The sequence below is a fragment of the Cytobacillus sp. genome, assembly GCF_964223445.1.
Lineage (GTDB): Bacteria > Bacillota > Bacilli > Bacillales > Cytobacillaceae > Cytobacillus.
In genome coordinates this window covers 1-19,937 of sequence record NZ_CAXQGS010000023.1, presented here as the reverse complement: position 1 = coordinate 19,937, position 19,937 = coordinate 1, and the positions used below count along the sequence as shown (strand labels likewise).

15 protein-coding genes and 1 pseudogene are annotated in these 19,937 nt (G+C 38.6%); 6 read left to right on the top strand and 10 right to left on the bottom strand.

Annotated elements, in window-relative coordinates; all coding sequences use genetic code 11:
- Window positions 1–5: 5 nt before the first annotated feature.
- Together ACEQ1T_RS02960 and ACEQ1T_RS02955 are read right to left on the bottom strand one after the other, a co-directional pair.
- On the bottom strand, window positions 6–1,271 hold the full coding sequence (locus ACEQ1T_RS02960; protein WP_370221677.1) for a glycosyltransferase family 4 protein: 1,266 nt from the start codon (window positions 1,269–1,271) through the stop codon (window positions 6–8).
- Between the two features lie 734 nt (window positions 1,272–2,005).
- Window positions 2,006–2,560, bottom strand: coding sequence for a LysM peptidoglycan-binding domain-containing protein (locus ACEQ1T_RS02955; protein ID WP_370221676.1), 555 nt, complete (start codon window positions 2,558–2,560; stop codon window positions 2,006–2,008).
- A gap of 220 nt (window positions 2,561–2,780) precedes the next feature.
- Between ACEQ1T_RS02955 and ACEQ1T_RS02950 the strand changes: the two genes are divergently transcribed.
- The 3 genes from ACEQ1T_RS02950 (at window position 2,781) to ACEQ1T_RS02940 (ending at window position 7,380) form a co-directional block, all read left to right on the top strand.
- Window positions 2,781–3,332, top strand: a complete 552-nt coding sequence (locus ACEQ1T_RS02950) for a sigma-70 family RNA polymerase sigma factor (RefSeq protein WP_370221675.1) — start codon at window positions 2,781–2,783, stop codon at window positions 3,330–3,332.
- On the top strand, window positions 3,292–4,830 hold the full coding sequence (locus tag ACEQ1T_RS02945) for a DUF4367 domain-containing protein (protein ID WP_370221674.1): 1,539 nt from the start codon (window positions 3,292–3,294) through the stop codon (window positions 4,828–4,830). The genes ACEQ1T_RS02950 and ACEQ1T_RS02945 overlap by 41 nt, the downstream gene beginning before the upstream one ends.
- A 159-nt stretch (window positions 4,831–4,989) precedes the next feature.
- Entirely contained in the window at window positions 4,990–7,380 is a 2,391-nt protein-coding gene (locus ACEQ1T_RS02940) for an S-layer homology domain-containing protein (RefSeq protein ID WP_370221673.1), read from the top strand.
- 367 nt (window positions 7,381–7,747) lie between these two features.
- Here the strand turns inward: ACEQ1T_RS02940 and ACEQ1T_RS02935 are convergent, their stop codons facing one another.
- From ACEQ1T_RS02935 to ACEQ1T_RS02920, 4 genes are all read right to left on the bottom strand, one after another.
- On the bottom strand, window positions 7,748–8,398 hold the full coding sequence (locus ACEQ1T_RS02935; protein ID WP_370221671.1) for a hypothetical protein: 651 nt from the start codon (window positions 8,396–8,398) through the stop codon (window positions 7,748–7,750).
- Window positions 8,399–8,559: 161 nt separating this feature from the next.
- Window positions 8,560–11,433: an Ig-like domain-containing protein gene (locus ACEQ1T_RS02930; RefSeq protein ID WP_370221670.1), complete on the bottom strand. Its 2,874-nt coding sequence runs from the start codon at window positions 11,431–11,433 to the stop codon at window positions 8,560–8,562.
- Between the two features lie 143 nt (window positions 11,434–11,576).
- Entirely contained in the window at window positions 11,577–12,257 is a 681-nt protein-coding gene (locus tag ACEQ1T_RS02925; protein WP_370221669.1) for a serine protease, read from the bottom strand.
- 30 nt (window positions 12,258–12,287) lie between these two features.
- Window positions 12,288–13,040 carry an S-layer homology domain-containing protein gene (locus ACEQ1T_RS02920; RefSeq protein ID WP_370221668.1) on the bottom strand — a complete coding sequence of 251 codons (753 nt, stop codon included), beginning with the start codon at window positions 13,038–13,040 and terminating at the stop codon, window positions 12,288–12,290.
- Between the two features lie 111 nt (window positions 13,041–13,151).
- Here ACEQ1T_RS02920 and ACEQ1T_RS02915 point away from each other — a divergent pair, with 111 nt between their 5' ends.
- Together ACEQ1T_RS02915 and ACEQ1T_RS02910 are read left to right on the top strand one after the other, a co-directional pair.
- Window positions 13,152–13,559, top strand: coding sequence for a M23 family metallopeptidase (locus ACEQ1T_RS02915; protein ID WP_370221667.1), 408 nt, complete (start codon window positions 13,152–13,154; stop codon window positions 13,557–13,559).
- Window positions 13,560–13,959: 400 nt separating this feature from the next.
- Window positions 13,960–14,211: a hypothetical protein gene (locus ACEQ1T_RS02910; protein WP_370221666.1), complete on the top strand. Its 252-nt coding sequence runs from the start codon at window positions 13,960–13,962 to the stop codon at window positions 14,209–14,211.
- A 285-nt stretch (window positions 14,212–14,496) separates the two neighbouring features.
- Here the strand turns inward: ACEQ1T_RS02910 and ACEQ1T_RS02905 are convergent, their stop codons facing one another.
- From ACEQ1T_RS02905 to ACEQ1T_RS02895, 3 genes are all read right to left on the bottom strand, one after another.
- A complete protein-coding gene (locus ACEQ1T_RS02905; RefSeq protein ID WP_370221665.1) occupies window positions 14,497–15,018 on the bottom strand; it encodes a hypothetical protein in 522 nt (173 codons plus the stop codon).
- A gap of 14 nt (window positions 15,019–15,032) precedes the next feature.
- A complete protein-coding gene (locus ACEQ1T_RS02900; protein ID WP_370221664.1) occupies window positions 15,033–16,517 on the bottom strand; it encodes an FAD-binding protein in 1,485 nt (494 codons plus the stop codon).
- 285 nt (window positions 16,518–16,802) lie between these two features.
- Window positions 16,803–17,447 (bottom strand): lysozyme inhibitor LprI family protein, encoded by a 645-nt coding sequence (locus ACEQ1T_RS02895; RefSeq protein WP_370221662.1) that lies wholly within the window; start codon window positions 17,445–17,447, stop codon window positions 16,803–16,805.
- Between the two features lie 461 nt (window positions 17,448–17,908).
- On the opposite strand from ACEQ1T_RS02895, the gene ACEQ1T_RS02890 reads away from it, so the two are divergent.
- Entirely contained in the window at window positions 17,909–19,591 is a 1,683-nt protein-coding gene (locus ACEQ1T_RS02890; RefSeq protein WP_370221661.1) for a glycoside hydrolase family protein, read from the top strand.
- Window positions 19,592–19,855: 264 nt separating this feature from the next.
- On the opposite strand, the pseudogene ACEQ1T_RS02885 reads toward ACEQ1T_RS02890, so the two are convergent.
- A pseudogene (locus tag ACEQ1T_RS02885) lies at window positions 19,856–19,937 on the bottom strand (ATP-binding protein); the annotation flags it as partial.

Here is a 19,937-nt window from a genome sequence, read left to right as displayed (position 1 = left end):
TTTATTCACAAAGATTCTGCCTTTCTTTTTCTCCCTGCTGCCTTTATGGCAGAAGTGAGGTCCGATTCTTTAGATTCCAAAAGGTTAATGACCTTTTGGATGTTCTTTTCCCATAAAAAATCTCTTTTTATACATCGATCACAGTTATCAGCCATCTTTTTTCTTAGCTTCGGATTTTCCGACAGTTTCAATATGTAGTGCAAAATTTCGTCAATATTTCTATTCTCTGAAACAAACCCTACTTTGTATTTTTCAATCAAATCCTTGGAATAACCCGAAACCGCTGCAACCATTGGAACTCCACAGCTAATATAATCAATCACTTTTCCAGGGATGACTGTGTCGAACACCTCTTTATTGGTTAACGAAACCAAGCCAACATGATGCTCCGAATTAACCTTGAGACATTCAGCTCTTGTCATCGGAGAAATGAAATATGTATTTTGGAGATTTTCTTCTCTCACAAAATTTGTCAGCTCTTTCTTTTTAATTCCATAACCTGCAATTGAGATTTTTATATTATGGGCATTAAGCTTCTTTGTTAAGCCCTTTAGCAAATCTACATCCTGTGCCAATCCTATATTTCCTGCATAGATGACTTTAAACTCCTTGTTTTGAACCGCTTCTGACTGAAGCTCGCTCTGTCTTGCCGCATTGGGCAGAAAGGAAATCTTCGAATCTCTGATATTTGCTTTTTGAATTATGTACTCGATAAAACCAGGACTATTCACAAGAATATGATCAGATTTTACATATAAAAATTTTTCAACTATGTTAAAAAAACCTATAATCCATTTATGATCAAACACCCCCACACCTCTTAACGACTCCGGCCATAAATCCCGGATATCGAGAATCATCCGGCAGCGGTATCTGAACTTGGCAAACAGACCGACTATTCCAATAAAAATAGGAGGAGATGTGGCTAAAACAAAATCATACTTTGACTTATCTTTTAGAACGAAAAGCAGCATCTTTAACGCAATCTCGACATAATACATAAGTCTCCATATATGGTTTAAGGAGGATTTATGATTACTTACATCCACTCTATGTATATACTGATTATGTTCCTCTGAAAAAGACTCCTCATCCCAGAATTTCTCTTCTTCATATATTTGCTTTTCCGGATAGGTTGGTTTAGCTGTAATCACTGTTACCTCATACCCCGAATCTTTTAGAAGCAGGAACATATTTTTCATCCGATTTCCCGCACTTCCTATTTCCGGATAAAATTGCTGAGATATTAATAGGATTTTTTTCTTCCTCAAGTCCATCCCTCCTTTTCGCATATGAATATAGGTTTAACATAAAGTAATCATTCGTTTATACCCGTCAAAAGTAGCCTGAAACTTTTGGGGTGTTTGGAGGAAGGGTTCGAATTGTTAAATTTTTGTAATTGATAAACCCATTCGGATAGTCTTTTGGACACCTATTTAACTAAAAGAATTCATTTATTATCACTATTTAGATAAATAGATTATAAAAGTAGTATGAGGAAAGGAAGTTACTAGGATTTTTTTATTATTTTGAAGATTTTTCATTTAAGAGGGGGGAAATTTGTAGAAATCGACTAAATTCTCTGCTTTCTGAACAATGTGAAGAGAACTATGACAGGAGAGCTAATAAAGACCAGGACCGGCCTGGTCTGGGCTCCAAAATATTTCTAAGTTACAAATGAAATGAGCGATGAGAGAGCCATCCCCGTCATCGAGGCGATTAGTGGTGGAAGCGAAAGCAGGTATAAAATAGTTAGAATGTGAACGAGATCAGAAGAAGAAAGACTGATTGTAGTTATCTGTGCCTTGAGCGTGAGAGAACCGTTCTATTTGCAAGTTTTGATAATCTATTTTCAAAATCGACCCATCTATTTGCAGGATTTTAGATCTATTTGCAAATATACTGTTCTATTTGCAGTATCCTCCTTCTATTTGCATCGTTCACAATTAAGCAGCCTCCCCAAACAAAAAGAGAACCTCCACCAGGAAGATTCTCTTACATCCTATTATTTATAAACTTTAATAGTAACCGTCTTGCTGCCCCACTGAAGAGCCCGCTGTTTGTTGGAAATAAAGACATCAATTTTGTTGCCTCTTACAGCAGAACCCTTATCTCCTGCAATGGCTTCCCCATAGCCAGGCACATAAACTTTCGATCCCAGCGGAATGACCTTTGGATCTACAGAAATAACTTTGGCATATGGATTCTTTTTAAGATTGATACCTGTATATGTTATACCGCTGCATCCTTTGCAGCTGGCTGTGTAAGCAGTCGCTTTAACTGTGATTTCTTTATAGGATTTTGCCGAAGCCGATTTTACGGCTGTTTTCTTAGGTGCTGATGCTGAAGTCACTTTTAAAATTTGATTAGGCTTAATGGCATCAGATTTTAGGTTATTCCATGATTTAATCTGCTGAACTGTAATATTATGTTTTTTGGAGATTGCCCAAAGCGTATCCCCTTTTTTCACTGTGTACGTATTTCCGGCGGCTGAAGTGACATTGGAAAATCCAAACGATAGAAAAACAGCTGTTACTAAATAGATTACTAGTTTCTTCATGATATCTCCTTTATGTCCCTTGATAGGAACATATTAACACCTTAAGATAACAGAAAGGTTTCAGTAAAACTCTAATTTTGTTACAGTTTTTATCGTTTTTAATAGAATTGTAATATTTTTTACCGGTTTTATCAGAACAATACCCATTTATTTCATATTCTTCAACCTTTTTCTTTTAACAATCGTCTAATGCATGAAGTTTTTTGGAAGGAGGATAGTCATGGAAAACAAGAAAGTGATTTCAGACTTAATGAAACGCTATGGTACACAAATTCTCCACTTATCTTATTCCTATGTCCGGGACCGGCAAATCGCCGAGGATCTCACACAGGAGATATTTGTAAAGTGCTACGAGAAGCTCCATACCTTTAAGGGGAATTCCTCTATCGAGACCTGGCTTTATCGAATAGCCATCAATCATTGCAAGGACTATCTGAAAAGCTGGCAATTTCGGAAGGTAACTGCCACAGGATACATTTCTTCTCTTTTTACATCAAATGAAGCACCTGCGGAACGGAAATATCTTATAAAGGAAGAGCAAACAGAAATTCGGGATGCTGTCTTCCACCTCCCGGTAAAATATCGTGAAATCATCTTTTTATACTATTTTAAAGAATACTCTCAAAAGGAGATTAGTGAAATTTGCAAGATCAACCTCAATACGGTAAAGGCAAGGATGGCACGCGGGAAAGAGCTTCTAAAAAAATATTTAACAGAAAGGGGTGTTTTAAATGGAGAAGGATTTGAAACGGATAAAAAGTCAAATGCTTAACGACGAGCTTGCCGGTTTTGAATTTACGGAAAAAATGCGCAGGCAGGTTTTAAATGAAATTGATAAAAGGCATGAAAAGAAACGCCAAATATTTAAGCCGATGATTCCAATTACAGTGACAGCAGCTTTTCTTGTAATTTCCTCAGCCGGGATATACCATATCACCAATATTCAGAATCAGCCTAACCAGCAGTCGGAAGAGCCATCAGTACTGCCGCCTGCTGAAAAGGGAGAAGAAAAACCAGTTCTAGTCTTTCCTGGTTATATCCCAGAAGGTTATGAGTTTATGCATACTAAAACAAATGATGAAGTGAATGAACATGTATATGTGAAAAAGGATACGGAAGATTCCTTTAGTTACCGAATGCAGAACAAAGTGCAGACATACCTGGAGGATACAAAGGAAGACATTCAACTCTCTCAGAATTTGCAGGGTACTATCTTTCATGGCCAAGATCTAACCGCCCTAATTTGGGAGCATGACGGATACTTTCATATTTTGGAGCAAAAAGGCAGCATGGAGGAAATTGAATTTCTTAAAATAGCTGATTCCATCATTGTCAAGCACGGTATTGAATCCAACCTGGATGAGGAAATTGCAAAACTGAAAAAGGAGACCGAGGAAACTGAGAAACAGAATGAAGCCGACACTAATCCTGATAATAAAGAGCCAATAAATGAGGTGCCAGCCTTAACGGAGGCAGAAGCACTTGATTTCCTTAAGAGGTTTGAAGAAATCTATGACAGTGCATACGAAACTGATGATTCCTTAAAATCTGCCAAGTTCAATACAAAAAATGAATTCTATGAGGCCTTTTCTGAAGTTATGACAGCAAAAGAGACTGAGCGGAAGTTTGTATATAGAATGACAGAAAAACAGGATGGCTTATATTTTATCCCGATGGATGGCATTCTCACCTGGTCGTTCGAACTTCCATATGATTTTGAAAAAGTAAATGAAAGAAAATATATCATCACACAGCAAAGCGTTAGCGACCTTCATGGACATGGCCCGCTCTCTGTTACATTTGAATACATGGATGACTCCACGTGGATGATTACAGATTATAGGAAAACAGAAGAGGAACATCCAGGGGATGAGGTGCCAGCTCTAACAGAAGAACAAGCACTTGATATTATTAAACAGTTTGAAAAAATCAAGGACAACAATTACCGTGCTTCTGAAAACCTTAAAATTGATTGGTTCAAAACAAAAGACCAATTCTATAGGGCATTTGCTAGTGTAATGACAAAAGAAGAGGCAGAGAGGAATTTCAGCTATCGGATTACAGAAAAAGAAGATGGACTATATATAAATCCAATGGATGGATTACAGAGTTGGGCATTCCAAGTGCCACACGCATATACAAAAATCAATGAAAAGAAATATACCCTTTCACAATATCGTGAGGACGATCTTCACGGAGATGGAACATTCTCTGTTACGTTTGAATACATGTATGGCACCACATGGATGATTACACATTATGGAAAATAATCATACTCAGAGTAAACCTATGAGTATGATCTCAATTGAAAAAAGGGAACATGCTTTACTTTCTAAAATTTACCAACCCATCACTCTGAAAGTTACGTTATAATTTCAATTGGATAAAAATTGTAACAAATATTTAATCTTAGAAAAATGGAGGTAAAAATGAAGAAATTAGTTTTACTTGCAGTAACCCTAGTTCTAATTCTTTCTCAAGGGCTGACACAAGTTAGTGCAGAGGCATTGTCAGATATTCAGAATCACTGGGCAAAAAAGCAGATTACCGTTTTAGTAGATCAGGGCGTGATTTCCGGATTTGAGGATGGAACGTTTCGTCCTAATGCAGATGTAACAAGGGGGCAATTTGCCGCTTTTCTTGTGAGAGCACTGGACCTCCCTCCAGGAGACTCTGCATTTAATGATGTTCCCGAGAGCAGCAAGCTCTATCCTGATGTTTCAGCTGCGAAAAAAGCCGGACTTCTCCTCGGTACTGTAGATGGATATGGACTAGTGAATGAGCCAGTAACAAGAGCGAATGTCGCAGTCATGATCGACCGGGCCCTTCAGCTGAAAGGCAATTTTCCGGAAAAAGCGAACTTAACCTTCACGGATCAGGGGTCCATCCCGGCATACGCAAGGGAATCGATTGAACGGATGGTGAACTATGGTGTTGTACTCGGAACAAGTGACAACCGGATTGATCACTCTTCACCTGCTTCGAGGGCAGAGTCTGCTGTCTTTGTCTACCGCATGCTGGTCTTATTAGGTGAGATCATTGATGATAACCCGAATCCTCCGACAGATCCCCCTGCACCCATAAAGGAACCAGGGAAATCTGTGAACTTATCATCCTCAGAGATTCAAATTCCTTTGGGTGATGGAAATAAGGTTAGAGTTAGAATGAATACGGCCGGAGTTCCGCTTCATTATAACCGTTCGGATGTGTTTACCCATATAAAGTCCAAGGATTATAACTATTATTATCATATGGGGAATTCGAGTAAACCTTTAGGCACAATGAGGGTTACATTAAGAAGAGTGGATAACGGAGATACATTTGTTTTCACCAAGTTTGAGCATAATGGGGATAATACTTATTCTGCTTCTATCATTCTCCCATTTGATGAAGCTTCTTCCTATAAGGTGCAGCGATATGATGCATATGGAAAAGTAGTACATGAGCACAACGATACGTATGGGATTGATCCTTCTACACATCCAATTGGAATCCTGAATGTTGCAAATGGCAGCCAGACCCGTGCAAATGTGATGATGAGCAAAAATTATACGTCCATTAAGAGGGAAAAGGCTTATCCAAACAGCCAAAAATCCGTGGTAAGAGAGTTTCTTGATGAATATGAAAGCTATAAAATCTACCAGGATACTACTTCAAAAGCCATTTCCATGCAGCTCAATATGAAAGTAACAGGCAAAGCCATATCCGAAAGCTGGGTATTGCTCTCAAACCAAAAACTCTTTGAAGATCAATCCTATATAGATTACTGGTTTAAGAGAAGTATAGATGAGTACCATACTATTAACAAATGGCTTACAGCTGACGGAGTATACACCAAGCTTCCCTGGTCGGTAGAGCCTGGATATAAAATGGCATTTGGCCGAAATCTCGGATATATTCAGGGCGGAATCTATTTGCGCGCCTATAATGGATCAAATGAAAGATATTTTTATAACTTAGTCATGAATTCCATTGCAGACCTTGATGTCTTTACAAATGGAGCGATCCGGAATGGCGATGTCCCAGTGTTTAAAACAGAATATACAAGCACATGGCTGAAGAAGGCATACGGAACGACGGCTCCATATATTGATACACGGCATAATGAAAATACAGCATTGTTCCTGAAGGGTGCCGGTGAAGCTTTTAATATCCAACAGCTTGCTGATGCCAACAGAAAATATGCCGACTTCCTTGTTAACCAAAAGGACATTGGAAATATAATCAAAATAACACATTCCAGCCATTTAATTGCTGATTATTATGCGCCAGGAAGCCAGACAACCCATGTCTCTTTGAATCACGCACTGGGTGAGATGCGATTCCTGATTGAAACCTATCAGCAAACCAAGAATGAAAAGTATTACCGTACGGCAAGAGAGATCAAAACCGCGATTGAATATTTATATCCGCGCTGGGTACGTGATGATGGCGACCTCTGGTACCAGGTGAATGGCAAATTAGAGTTCAACGGAAGAGATTATGCATGGCTGACATTAGTCGACCTGCTGAAAAGCCAGACTTTATTCGAAGAAATTGGCCAGGCCCGCAGCTCTATTTTTGACAAAATGATCACATCCAAAACGAAGTACCTGGTCAACACCGGTCAGCCAATAAAATCAAATATTATCGACATGCTCAAGGATCAAGGGTTTGGGGATCTTGTTAAAAATTATGGTTCAGTTAGTTCTGCAAGCGGATTGGAAAAAGATGAACTCGAACTTCTGGCAGAAGAAGAATTGAGCGATCAAGCTCTGAAGCTCCTGGAGAAAAGAAATCTGGATCTTCTAGAAGAAGAAAGCCTGGAATTGGAAGAATAATCCCTAAGTTTAGGGATAAATCACTATGAAACTCCATTATTCCATAAATAGTCTATAAGTAAGGCAAAGCAGTCTGTGTCAATATCCAGACTGCTTTATTTATGGACATATAGGTAAAAAATCCCCTCGGCTTAAAATAAATAAATCGCACTATCGACACCTTTCGACAAACAGTGTTATAAATATAGTACGGTAAGGCTTTGGTTGGTAAACCATTATGGGTTACCAAGATCAACCATCGCTTAAGGCACCGGCCCTGGAAAAGCTGGTGCCTTTAAAATACATAGATATAGCCCTTCTATTGAGAAGGGCTTTTTATAAGGCAGATTTTAAAATGTACAATCTAACTCCACGCACTATACTCTTCTCAATTGTAATTTAAAACAATCCATCCATTTCTATACTCGATATTATAGAACGCTGATTCACTCCATTCAACCGTTACTTTCCCATGGGTTTCAATGACCAAGTCAATATTAAAACCAATCCCTTTGTACCCGGAAAGCTTGATTTTTGCAAATTCGGCATGCTCTGGCAACACACTCATTGAGCCTACACTAAATGAAGAGATGACTTTTCCATATTTCAAGACTGCAAAAACGTCACTATTCGGAATCCCATATAGTTTTGAATCATACTCTTTGGCAGCTTTAATTAAATGGACTATATTACTGTATTTCTTTTCATCCATAATAAGCTCATACATTTCACCGTTTATGTCAATCATTTCATTTTCTTGTTCAGCCTCAGTCTCAGCATTCGGTTTCGACTTGCCAACTTCCGGATTATTTTGGCCGTCCTTTATTTCTGCAGGCTTTTCTTCATTTTTTCCCGCAGTACTTGTTTCTTCTTTTACTTCTGGAATCATTTCATCGGGTGAATCCTGCTCCTGCTGCTCACTCACCACTTTTTTCTCTTCCTGAACAGCAGCCGCTTCCTCCGGAGCTCCCTCATAATAAAACGCCCCTGCAGCTAAGAAAAAACCCGACATGAGCAAAACTGCATACCACTTCTTCAATTTTGACCTCTCCCTTCTTCTTATAACTATTAGACGAATCAGGGAATGGAAAAGTTAAGGTTTTTAACAATTTTCTGTAAATTACCCGCGTAAAAAAAGCTACCAAATTGGCAGCTTGAGTGGGTGACAGGCACCACCCTAATTTTGTCGAAAAAACCTCTTTATTTTACCTTAAATTCTTCAGCAAGCGCTCTCGCCATAAAGGCAGAGAAATCGGCTCTGATTAGTGATTGATCAGGTCTGAAGGTTCCATTCGGATAGCCTGTTGTGATTCGGTCTGCGAGTATTTTTTTGATGGAATCATAGCTTTTGCTACTGGATGAGACATCGCTGAATGTTACAGCTGCCTCTTCCGTTAATTCAAAAGCTCTTGCCAGGAAAATTGCCATCTGTCCGCGGGTTACCGGGGCATCCGGCCTGAAGGTTCCATCCGGGAATCCAGTAATGATGCCTCTTTCCGTAGCTGCTGCAATATAGCCTGATGCCTTTAAGGTAGCACCTGCATCTGAGAAGATGGTGTCTCTTTGTTCTCCGTCCAGCTTTAGTGCCCGCCCAATCATAATCGCTGCATGGGCCCGGGTGACTGTTGCGTTCGGCCTTAAGCTCCCATCTGGAAATCCTGTAATTACTAGTTCACCAGATAAATAGCTGATTTCTTTATGAAATCTATGCTCGCTGCTTACATCCGGAAACGTGATTCCTTGAACAGTCAGCTGAATTTTTTCACTTTTATTTCCATTCGCATCCGCTGCTGTAATGATTAATGATATACCAGCCTTCTGCTGTGGAATGTTTATCTCAAACTTTCCGTCTGTGTCAGCTGCACCGCTGCCAAGTGTTGTATCATCTGCCTTTACTTCGACAGTACTTCCTGGTTCTGCTTTACCTTTTACAGCCGTATCCAAAATCGTCATTTCACTGACAACCGGCTTATCAGGAGCAGTCGTATCATTCACGGTTATGACTGTCGCTTCACTGGCATTCCCGGAATTGTCGACCGCCCTAACCTCTATTTTTGTTCCCTCTTGCTGAGCAGGGACTTCAATGGTAAAATCCCCATCCGTATCGGCCCAATCCGCTCCATAACTAATTCCATTAATTTGGACTTGAACATTCGTATTCGGCTCAGCTGTCCCAGTAATCACGTTATCTGTAAACTCTTTAATAACCGGTTTTGCCGGAGGCGTGGCATCCCGAACTTCCATGGAGTTTCTGCTTTCGTTGCCTGCAGCGTCTGTTGCCGTAATGTTGATCATTACGCCCGCCTTTTGAGCAGGTAAGGTTACTTTAAAGAAGCCCTCCTCATCTGAAACAGCTTCTCCAATCAAGGTATCCTCCACTTTTAGCTGAACCTTCGTACCAGGTTCAGATTTTCCTGTTATTTCTGTGGATTGATCTGTCACATGGCTTGTATAAAAATAAAGCCCAGGACCTGTTACATCTTGTACAGTCATTTTAGCTGCTTGACTGAAATTTCCTGCCTCATCTTTGGCAAACACCTCAATTACCGTTCCTGCTTTCTGTACAGGAATGGCAACATGAAATGCTCCTTCGTTGTAAGTGTCTGCTTTATAAACTTTACTACCGATCTTTATCTCAATATTGGCGTATTTCTCTGCAGTTCCTCTAATATCTCCAGCCTGATCAGTTATCTCCTCAACAGCAGGAGGCTCCGGAGCTGTTAAATCCACTTGGCCAATTTGAATAGTCTGGTTTGATTGCGGATTGTCGAATGTCAGGGTAACCTCTTCCTCCCCTTCAGACACTCCCTTTAAGATGATCTTTTCATCACCTACGAGGGTGGCTTTAACACGATCATTTTTTGATTCCACATTGAAAATAATGCCCTTTGACCGATCAAACTCAACTTCAGAAAAAGACTCTAACTCTATTGGAATTTCAATAGATTCTTTCCCCAATGTATTCAAGTAGCGATATTGTGAAGGAATAAGAAATTGAAATTGCTTATCCTTATAGGGGATAAAGTTTCCCTCATATGAATCATTTCTCATATAAACTCCGGCATTTTCTACAATACTTAAATCCGTTATCAAGTTGTACGAGAGATCCAATGTCTTAATATTATTTAGTATATATTTAAGCGGACTAAGATCGCTTACCCTATTATCGCGAAGCTGCAAATGGACAATTCTATTCATGTTGGCCAGAGCTTCAATACTCGTGATTTTATTGCTTGTCAGATTCAGACTATACATGGATGTAAGACCTGCCAGAGGTGTAATATCTTCAATCTGATTATCTGCTATGATAATATCCCCTAGTCTGGTATTGGCCAAAGGACTTATATCACTAATATTATTGCTTGAAACATAAAGGCTACCTAACTCAGGCATATTTACTAGAGTACTTAAATCGGAAATATGATTATCTGATAGGCCCAGCATTCTTAGATTCGCCAAAGAATTCAAAGGGCTAATATCAGAAATGTTATTGCCATCCAAAAATAAACTGGTTAATTGGGTTAGATTAGACAATGGATTCAGATCTGTTATCTGGTTTCTTGCCGCCTCCAGGTAAGTTAAATTTGTAAAGGAACTTAATATATTGATATTTTGCAGAGAATTATCGGATATATCCAGATGTGTCAAATCAAAGTCCTGCAAAGGAGTAAGATCCTTTATCTGATTGCCCCCTATAAATAGCTTTTTAAGATTATGTAAAGTTGATAGCGGCCCCAGATCTTCTATGTAATTGTTATAACGCAAGCTTAATTCTTTAAGATTAACCGCATACTGCAGCCCTTCCAGACTTTGTATATCCTTCCCCGATAAATCCAATGTCTCAAAGGACTCCAGCTCACTTCTCGTAATATCGGCTCCAGGAATCTTATATAATAGATAGTTTAATGCTGCTTTCAGATTCATATCTGGAATAGTAACAATCTCATCTTCCGCAGCAGCGTTCACTGCAGGCATGTTCCCTGATACAGCAAAAATCCCAGCAGGAAGGAACGTTTGGGCGACAGTTAATGTCACAGCAACGGCCCAGGGCAAACGCTTTCTAAACATTTTCATTCTTTTCACTTCCTATCAATCTTTAAATATATGTTACAAAAACATTACATCTGCCATTATACTCCAAACGATAGGAAGTTCCCGACTGTAATTTTTTCCATTAAAAAAGAAAGAAAGCAGCCAGAGAGACTGCTTTCTTATCTTTACTTCTTCACGGCATACTGTGAAGCGATATATCCTTTAACCACTTTGCCGTTCTTGCTCATTTCAACCGGATACCAGACAAACTGATTTCGGGAATCCTCGTTGACATCATATACCGGAGCACTAATAATTTCCATAGAATCACTGGATGCAACAGGAATTAACGTTCCTTGCGTACTTGGAATGGAACGAATTCCTGATCCCTCGTATGTTACCGTTTCCCCTACTTCAAAAAGCTGTTTAGTGGGTGTTAGCAGGGCTTCGTCCATTACGTAAGAATTCTTAAGAAATTCAATAGGATCACTGGACTCACGATCGTATTCAAAGTCCGTAGACTTCATTGGAATTGATCGGATATGGGCATTCACTGCTCCAAATTCACTTAATTTTTTATACACTTTTTCCTGGTAAGCATTGTAGTTAATCTCGCCCGTCTCCTGGTAAAATGGGCTATTTGCAGGAACCGTTCCATTATAGGCCATAATGGCAAAATACCAGCTTTCTAGGTTGGCCGGATCATGATCGTTTATTTTAGGGAGATCCCCCCGCTTAAAATTGTTAACCAGGAATTCAATTCCGGCCTTTATATTGTATGGAAGATCATACTTCAATTTATCTACATCATAGCCGGCTGTGTTCGTAATCTGCATTAAGCCAATCCCGCCGTCATCACTGATCACCGGCTCCCCATTTTCATCAAAATGCTTCCATCAGCCATTCTCAACGGAAGCCACAGCCTTTACAATCTCTGGGGGAATCGGAAAGGCGGAATCTTCAGCTGCTTTCGTTATAAGGCAATTTGTGGTTTGAAGATCAGGATTCTGGCGGCTTAAAGTATCGTAACCGCAAGTGTCTACAGGCAATCTGAACTCATCACTTTCCGCCCTGGCTAAAAGTCCGGAAAATTGCTCTCTTGTTAAATCTAGATCCGGCTTAAACGTCCCATCCGGATAGCCAGTCGTTACACCGAAGTCAATAATTTTGCGAATGGCAGAGAAGGCATTCATATTTATCGATACATCGCTAAATGGAACAACTTCCTCTTCCGTAAGAGCATAAGCCCTTGCAATAAAAATGGCCATCTCGCCGCGTGTTACATATTTGTCCGGCCTAAACTCACCGTTTGGATAACCGGATATAATTTTATTTTCATAGGCTTGCTGAATATAGCCTGATGCTTTACTGCTTTTAGGAACATCTGGAAACACGGTCTCTTGCTGCGTGTCGTCATAACCCAGCACTCTTCCGAGCATAATTGCTGCAGCAGCCCGGGTTACTTTCTCCCCAGGAGTAAACCTGCCGTTGGGATACCCAGATATAATTCCTTCATTGGACAGGTACATAATTTCATCATAAAAACGATTATCTTCCGAGACATCAGGAAAACCATTTGCAAACACATTTCCAGCACCTGCAATCAAAAGCATACTGCAGAATGCTAACATAATAATCACTTTTTTCACTCATTACTCCCTCCCTACTCTACTAGTCTACTAGATTTCCCAGAGGGATGGAAGTTATTAACACTAGGTATTAACAATAACAAAATTATGTTTGAAATAGGGCAGATCGCATTGTACAAACCACCTTCTATACACTCTATAAAAATGAAACCATCTGTTTCAAATTCGTACATAACCGTCATTTCTACACCGGATCCGCCGCCTAAACCAGAGGGAACATTTACATCACATCGGGGCCTAAGATGGAATAGTTTTCATCATGGAATTGATATTGCGCAAGGAGGAACAGTGCCAATTTATGCAGCAGCAGGCGGTACAGTATTTAGATTTTATGAATCTGATTCATATGGTGAAACTGTTATGATTCGCCATAATTTAAATGGGGTACCCTATGAAACTGTATATGCATACATGAGAACCGGATCAAGAAAAGTTTCAGTCGGACAAACTGTTCAGCAAGTGCAATTACTGGGTTATATGGGTAATACTGAACAGTCACGGACAGCATCTGCATTTTGAGATTCATTGAGGAGCTCGGAATTACAGCAAATCAAATAGTATTGATCCTTATCCATTTATGTCTGGAACAAGCATTACATTACCGAAAGACGATAAAATTTATTTCGAAGGAATCGAGTTAAAAAGAGGTCAATTAGGTGTTTTAACAATCGAAAAGCCTATAAAAAATTATGGAAGAGAAATGAAGATAATAGTTTAACGTTTGTTCGTATTTTAAACCCTTGAGAAAAATACAAAGTTTATTCTTATGATGTATTGCATGGGGGACAATATGGAGTAGGGAGCGGCCATTATGTAACCAAAATGGCTGGGTATGTAACGTATCGAACTTCAATCAAAAGAAATGCTTGATAAAGTAAATAACACTCCTAGATCCACAGAACCTGTTTTGTGGGATGGTATGGAACTGAAAAAAGGACAAATTGGCAGAATCACTATTCTTAAGCCAATCAATCTATGGAAAAGAGACGCAAATGACAACCTAACCATGGTTCGTGTCCTTAACCCTGGAGAAGTTTATAGAGTCTATGGATATGATAATCTATATGGCGGTCAATATAATGTAGGTGATGACCACTGGATTACAAAAATGGATGGCTACATTAAATATGAAACACCTTCTCAGGAAAAGCTTGAAGAAGCAAATAAATAAAGTGAAAGCCCTTCTCAATCTCGAGAGGGGATTACCTATTTCATTAGGAATCTCTTTAACGGAAACCCTGAGGGAGACCTGGGACAGATGATCACCGTCTCTCTTCATAAATTGAGACTATTAATTTGTGTTATCTCCCTGATATGTTCCTATTTCATTTAATACCTCATCCATCAATAAAATACTGCGCCTAAAATCTTTCTATAAAATTTATTGCATCAAAAATTAGACTGAGTTTGGAAAAGGAACCTTTCCCTATGTAACGATAGCTTCATAAATCCTACACTAATTTGGAACAGCACTATCATTATTTTTTATAAATATCAGCGTCCCCCCGCAAACGAATAAAACAACTCCAAACGCAGTAATAAAGAGTATCGGGGAAATGATCTTGACAAAAGAAAGCCCAACCATGATCATACCAACAAGTAGATAGTGATTAATAGCGTGTAAACGGTAGACCTTCTGCTCAATATGCCACGCATGATGGTACCCTTGCAGGAAGCCTAAAATAACCTGAACGAAAAGAGCAATATAAGGAAGAGCCTCAAACCCACTTCCTATACATCCAACAAGTGTATAAACAGCTCCCATCCCCATGTAAATAAAAGGAATAGGCACAGGCCTTTTTCCCGTTTGTAATACACGATAGCCCAAGGCTGCACTAAATGAAAATGCGGCAAAAAGCCAGGTAAATAAGGTAAATGTCAGGGAGGCCTCTTTTAACCAAAGGATATAATATGGAAAAATAACTACCTGACCCACCGATACCACGAGGGGAATATAACCTATACTCCTATTTTTCATACGGTGCACCTTCTCTAAAAGTAATAGTCATAAAAGATGTTTCGAAAAACACCGTTCGGGTCTCTTTTTAATTTTTCTTCCTTAAACGTCTTCCACTCCGGGTAGGACTGCCTAAATTGCTCCTTTGTTTGATATTGATAGTAAGGGAGATAATAGACCCCGCCGTGCTTCAGTGTTAAATCCGTCCAGCCTTGAATAATGGCTTCAGCATTTTTAATCTCTTTTTCTTTTAAGCCATGCTGTATTAAAATGACAAGCCCTAACATATCTTCTTTGGCATAGTGTAAGCTTGTATAGTTGTCTTTTGCCGCATATCGGACAGTAATATTATGAATTTTAAAATCTTCATTTTTATCATTTGCCGGCAAAAATGTTTTCAAATCTTTAATATATTCGTCATACTGCCCTAAAGGAATGAAAAATTCTTGGAGCACTTCTACACGGCCGGGTTCCGTAAATTCCATAAATGCTGAATTCCCGCGCATAGCATTATTACGCGTAACAGTGTCACCGTCCAGCAAGTTGATCAGCATCTTTTGATTTGCCCAAAAAAGATCCTCTAATCCCCCGCCCTGCCGGCCAATATCCAGTGCCAGCTTATTGATTCGGGCACCATGCTCTTTTTTTAGCGGTGTTTGATGATCCTGTTTGTCTGCAGATTTGTAATCGATTACGTACATTTCATCTAAAAAGGAACCCGGAGCAACACTTACTCTTGCATAATGCATAGCGATATGATCTTTTTTGAGAACATTCGCAAAGTATTCCTCATATTCTTTGGTTTTAAGTTCCTCTGTATGAATGGTGTAAACATCATTATCAGTTAATTCCAGCGTAACTTCTAAAATGACTCCAAATAAACCATAGCCGCCTAATACATACTTCAGCCATTCCTCAGAGTCATTTCTGGTTACGGTTTTAATTTCCCCAGTCGGAATCAGCAGTGTCATTTCCTTTACGGTACTGGCCATGGGACCAAAACGGATATCACGTCCATGTGCATTTACTGAGAGTGATCCCCCAATGGTAAAAATGGATTGGGACTGTGTCACCTTTAAAGACAGCCCATAAGGTTGAATAGCTTCCTGGACATCTTCCCAAGAGGCTCCACTTTCTACTCTTACCGTTTTATTCTGTTCATCAATTTCCAGGACTTTATTAAACGTCTTCATATCCAAGACAACGCTGTCTTTGAAATACGTATGTCCGCCTTGTGAATGCTGCAGACCTGCTATTGAAATATGCTGTCCCTTTTCATTCGCTTCCTTCACAATCTCCTGCAACCCGGTCCGGTCTGCCGCTTTGACTATTCGATCAATCCGTTCAGGAAAAAGGCCTGTATAATCCGTAGTAAGATTGCTTTTTGAGAGACCATATTTTCTTTTCTCAATAGGAATGTTTAATAAAATGGAGACAACAAATACACAAACTAACATTCCAAGAAACCATGGATTTTTATGTATCATCTGTTTTTTGTTACGTATACGTAATGGTCTCAAAAAACCAACTCCAAAAGTGTAATATTACACTAATTATAGCAATGGGTACAAATTTTGCAATACTGTATTGATAAAATAAACCGCAAAAAAGGGACATGGGGACAGTTCCGCCTCTCACTATCCTGGCCCATGTCCCTATAGTTTTTTTGATATACACCAACTCGTTCAGTTTTTCCCTATTAAATTCCTTTTCTTGTTTCACCTTAAAGAAAAGCACCTTCTTATAAGAGAAAGGGAAAGGCGCCATTTGCAAAAAAATTACCCTCGTTACTACAATTTTGATAATTACTTCATGTTACTTTCAACTAGTTCATAGCTTCTCTCTTTGGTTGTTCCTGCTTTGGATGCTATATATTCCAGTGATTCCATTGTTCCTCCTTTATAATTCTTTGCTGCTTCTCTTGCTGTTTTATCTCTATATTCGATCCACTTTCTTTGTTCTACTCTTAGTTGTTCCATTTCACTTTTAGAAAGTTGCTTTTCCAATACTTGATAAATTTCATTTAAAGCTTGATCCCATTTGGATAATATTTCTTCTTCGGATTTTATCATCCCTAATGTCGTATCATCATCGCTTTTTCGTATTTCAGTTGCTTCTTTCTCAATGTCATTAAGTTTTTCTATATATTTTTCTTTATCCCCTTTATTGTTATCTTTATATACATTTTTATCGTCTGTATTACTCTCTGATTCTTTCTGGCTATCTTTTTGTTCTTGATTATCCGATTCTGGAAAACGGCTGCTTTCTTTTACATCATTATTTTGTTCTTCCTGACTATTTGTTAAGCTTTCTGAACTATTCTCTACTTTTACATCAGCGGTCTCAGGATCGCTATCTTTATTTTCGAAAACTGACTTATCTAAGTTAGTTTCATTGCTACATCCAACCAAAAACATAATAAGTGCTAATGTTGCAATCAATTCTTTCATAGAAATCACTTCCTTTCTAGATTATAAAAATTGCCTCCAATTTTATTCCCTTTTCTTTACTTTTAAACTTTAACATAAATATCCATTTATATTGAAAGCATGTTACTAAATATCTGGTCCTTTTTATGAAGAAAGACGCTTTCCTTATTCCGAAGAGCACCCGATTGTTGAGTAAGTAATAGTAGAGTGCTTTCAATAGACTATAACTTCTTGAGAAACGTCCAATATTTAGAACGATAAACTAGTTTTTAATTATTATATTTCTGGTAAAATCCACAAAATAATAAACATCCAATTAATACTTTTCACCTATTTTTAGGTAAATTTAACAATTAAATCCTAAATTATTGTTAATTGATCTATAATTATCCAAGTAAACATTCATAGATGGTTTGGGATATTTTCAAGAATCTATTTGATTTAATAGTCCTAAATTAACATTAAGAGGGAGGAGAATGAATATGATGAAAAAACTTAATAAGATGATAGTTATGTTTTTAATGTTTACTTTAACTGTCTCTTCGTTTTTTACTTTCCAGCCAAAAGAAGCATCTGCCAGCAGTCTTTTTAATTACAATGATGAAGACGGATGGTGGAAAACTAAGGGATACAATGCTAATAAGACTTCAGATAGATTAGTATCCGGGGATTTTAATGGAGATGGGTTAACTGATACAGCAGCATTTTATGATTATGGTTCTAAACAAATTACGTTGCATGCTTGGTTATCTAACGGAAGTTCATTTTCATACCAGAGTCCAGATGGCTGGTGGAACTCAGGCGGATATGATCCTAATATGATTACCAATAGAGTCGTAGCTGGTGATTTTAATGGTGATGGAAAGGATGATATCGCTGCTTTTTATGATTATGGTAGTGCAGAAACCAGAGTACACGTGTGGCAGTCAACAGGAGATTCATTTACATATCAAGGAGAAAACGGATGGTGGAATGCTACTGGATATAATGCTAATAAAATTACAGGGAAAGTAGTTTCTAATGATTTCAATGGCGATGGAAAAGATGATATCGCTGCTTTTTATGACTATGGCAGTGGAAAGACGAAATTACATGTTTGGATTTCTGCAGGAAAATCATTTACCTACCAAGGAGAAAACGGCTGGTGGAACACCACTGGTTACAACTCCAATATGATCTCTGATCGAGTAGTGACTGGTGACTTCAATAATGATGGAAAAGGCGATATTGCTGCCTTTTTTGACTATGGCAATTCTGAAACAAGAATCCATATTTGGACATCTAGCGGTAGTTCATTTACATACCAAAGTCCGGATGGCTGGTGGAGCACTACTGGGTATAATGCTAATAAAATCACTGGAAGAGTAGTAGCTGGTGATTTTAATAGTGATGGTAAGACTGATATTGCTGCTTTTTACGATTATGGAGCTGGTCAAACAAGAATTCACATTTGGTTGTCTACTGGAAGTGCATTAAACTACCAAACTGCAAATGGGTGGTGGAGTACCTCTGGATATAATTCAAACATGATCACCGGAAGAGTTGTATCTGGTAATTTCAATGGCGATAGTAATTCTGATATCTCTGCATACTTTGATTATGGTGCTTCAGAAACAAGAATTCATGTTTGGACATCTGAATTCTATGATCCAGAAAAACCTCCAACATCTGTTCCAGGGGATATGCGGCCTAGTGATAGTTTAGTAACGTTTGTCTCGGAATATGAAGGATATAGCGCAACACCCTACCGAGGAGCTGATTCGCAAAATCTAACCATAGGATACGGACATGTTATACAGCCCGGTGAAAATTATACTTATCTTACAAGACAACAAGCTTGGGACCTTCTAAAACAAGATATTACAACTTTCTCTACAGGAGTAAACTATCAAACAAAAGACACAAGTATATCTCAACAAGAATTTGACTCATTCGTGTCTTTTGCCTATAACGTTGGGATATACGGTTTCTCAAGCTCAACTCTTCTAAGCGATTTTAAAGCCGGGGCTTCCTCAGGAGAGATTAAAAATGAATTTTTAAGGTGGGTAAACGTTAACGGAGAACCTTATGGAGGATTATGGCGAAGAAGAATGGATGAATGGCAAATATATGATCACAGAGAATATAACAGGGATTATCCAACACCGCCTCCAGGGTATAATTAACAATCTTATTCCCGAATAACCTACTAGAAAAAACTGAATCAAAGCAGCTAACAAAACCTCGTTGAAATCCAGCGGGGTTTTGTATTATATAAATCTTGTAATCTAATGTGTGTTATATCATAGCTTAGCTCCCTAACCCCCATTTACCGAAGGCCAAAACAGGATATATTATACACATGAATTACTTTGATCTTCATTTTTTTACATTTTGGGGATAGGTTGTAGACGTCAAGTCGAATTTTACACTTTTTGCTCGTTTCCTTTTTACACTTTTGCCGAAAAAATGCTTTTTCGGTTTTTCATGCGATGACTTTCCTCGTTTTCACCACCATGGATTACTTCCACA

What these genes read in the sequence shown, in the direction of transcription:
- ACEQ1T_RS02950 (WP_370221675.1), top strand. Translation starts at nt 2,781, where the DNA reads ATGGAAAACAAGAAAGTGATTTCAGACTTAATGAAACGCTATGGTACA.
- ACEQ1T_RS02940 (WP_370221673.1), top strand. Translation starts at nt 4,990, where the DNA reads ATGAAGAAATTAGTTTTACTTGCAGTAACCCTAGTTCTAATTCTTTCT.
- ACEQ1T_RS02895 (WP_370221662.1), bottom strand. Translation starts at nt 17,447, where the DNA reads ATGAAAGAATTGATTGCAACATTAGCACTTATTATGTTTTTGGTTGGA.
- ACEQ1T_RS02905 (WP_370221665.1), bottom strand. Translation starts at nt 15,018, where the DNA reads ATGAAAAATAGGAGTATAGGTTATATTCCCCTCGTGGTATCGGTGGGT.
- ACEQ1T_RS02890 (WP_370221661.1), top strand. Translation starts at nt 17,909, where the DNA reads ATGATGAAAAAACTTAATAAGATGATAGTTATGTTTTTAATGTTTACT.
- ACEQ1T_RS02930 (WP_370221670.1), bottom strand. Translation starts at nt 11,433, where the DNA reads ATGAAAATGTTTAGAAAGCGTTTGCCCTGGGCCGTTGCTGTGACATTA.
- ACEQ1T_RS02910 (WP_370221666.1), top strand. Translation starts at nt 13,960, where the DNA reads ATGGAACTGAAAAAAGGACAAATTGGCAGAATCACTATTCTTAAGCCA.
- ACEQ1T_RS02955 (WP_370221676.1), bottom strand. Translation starts at nt 2,560, where the DNA reads ATGAAGAAACTAGTAATCTATTTAGTAACAGCTGTTTTTCTATCGTTT.
- ACEQ1T_RS02945 (WP_370221674.1), top strand. Translation starts at nt 3,292, where the DNA reads ATGGAGAAGGATTTGAAACGGATAAAAAGTCAAATGCTTAACGACGAG.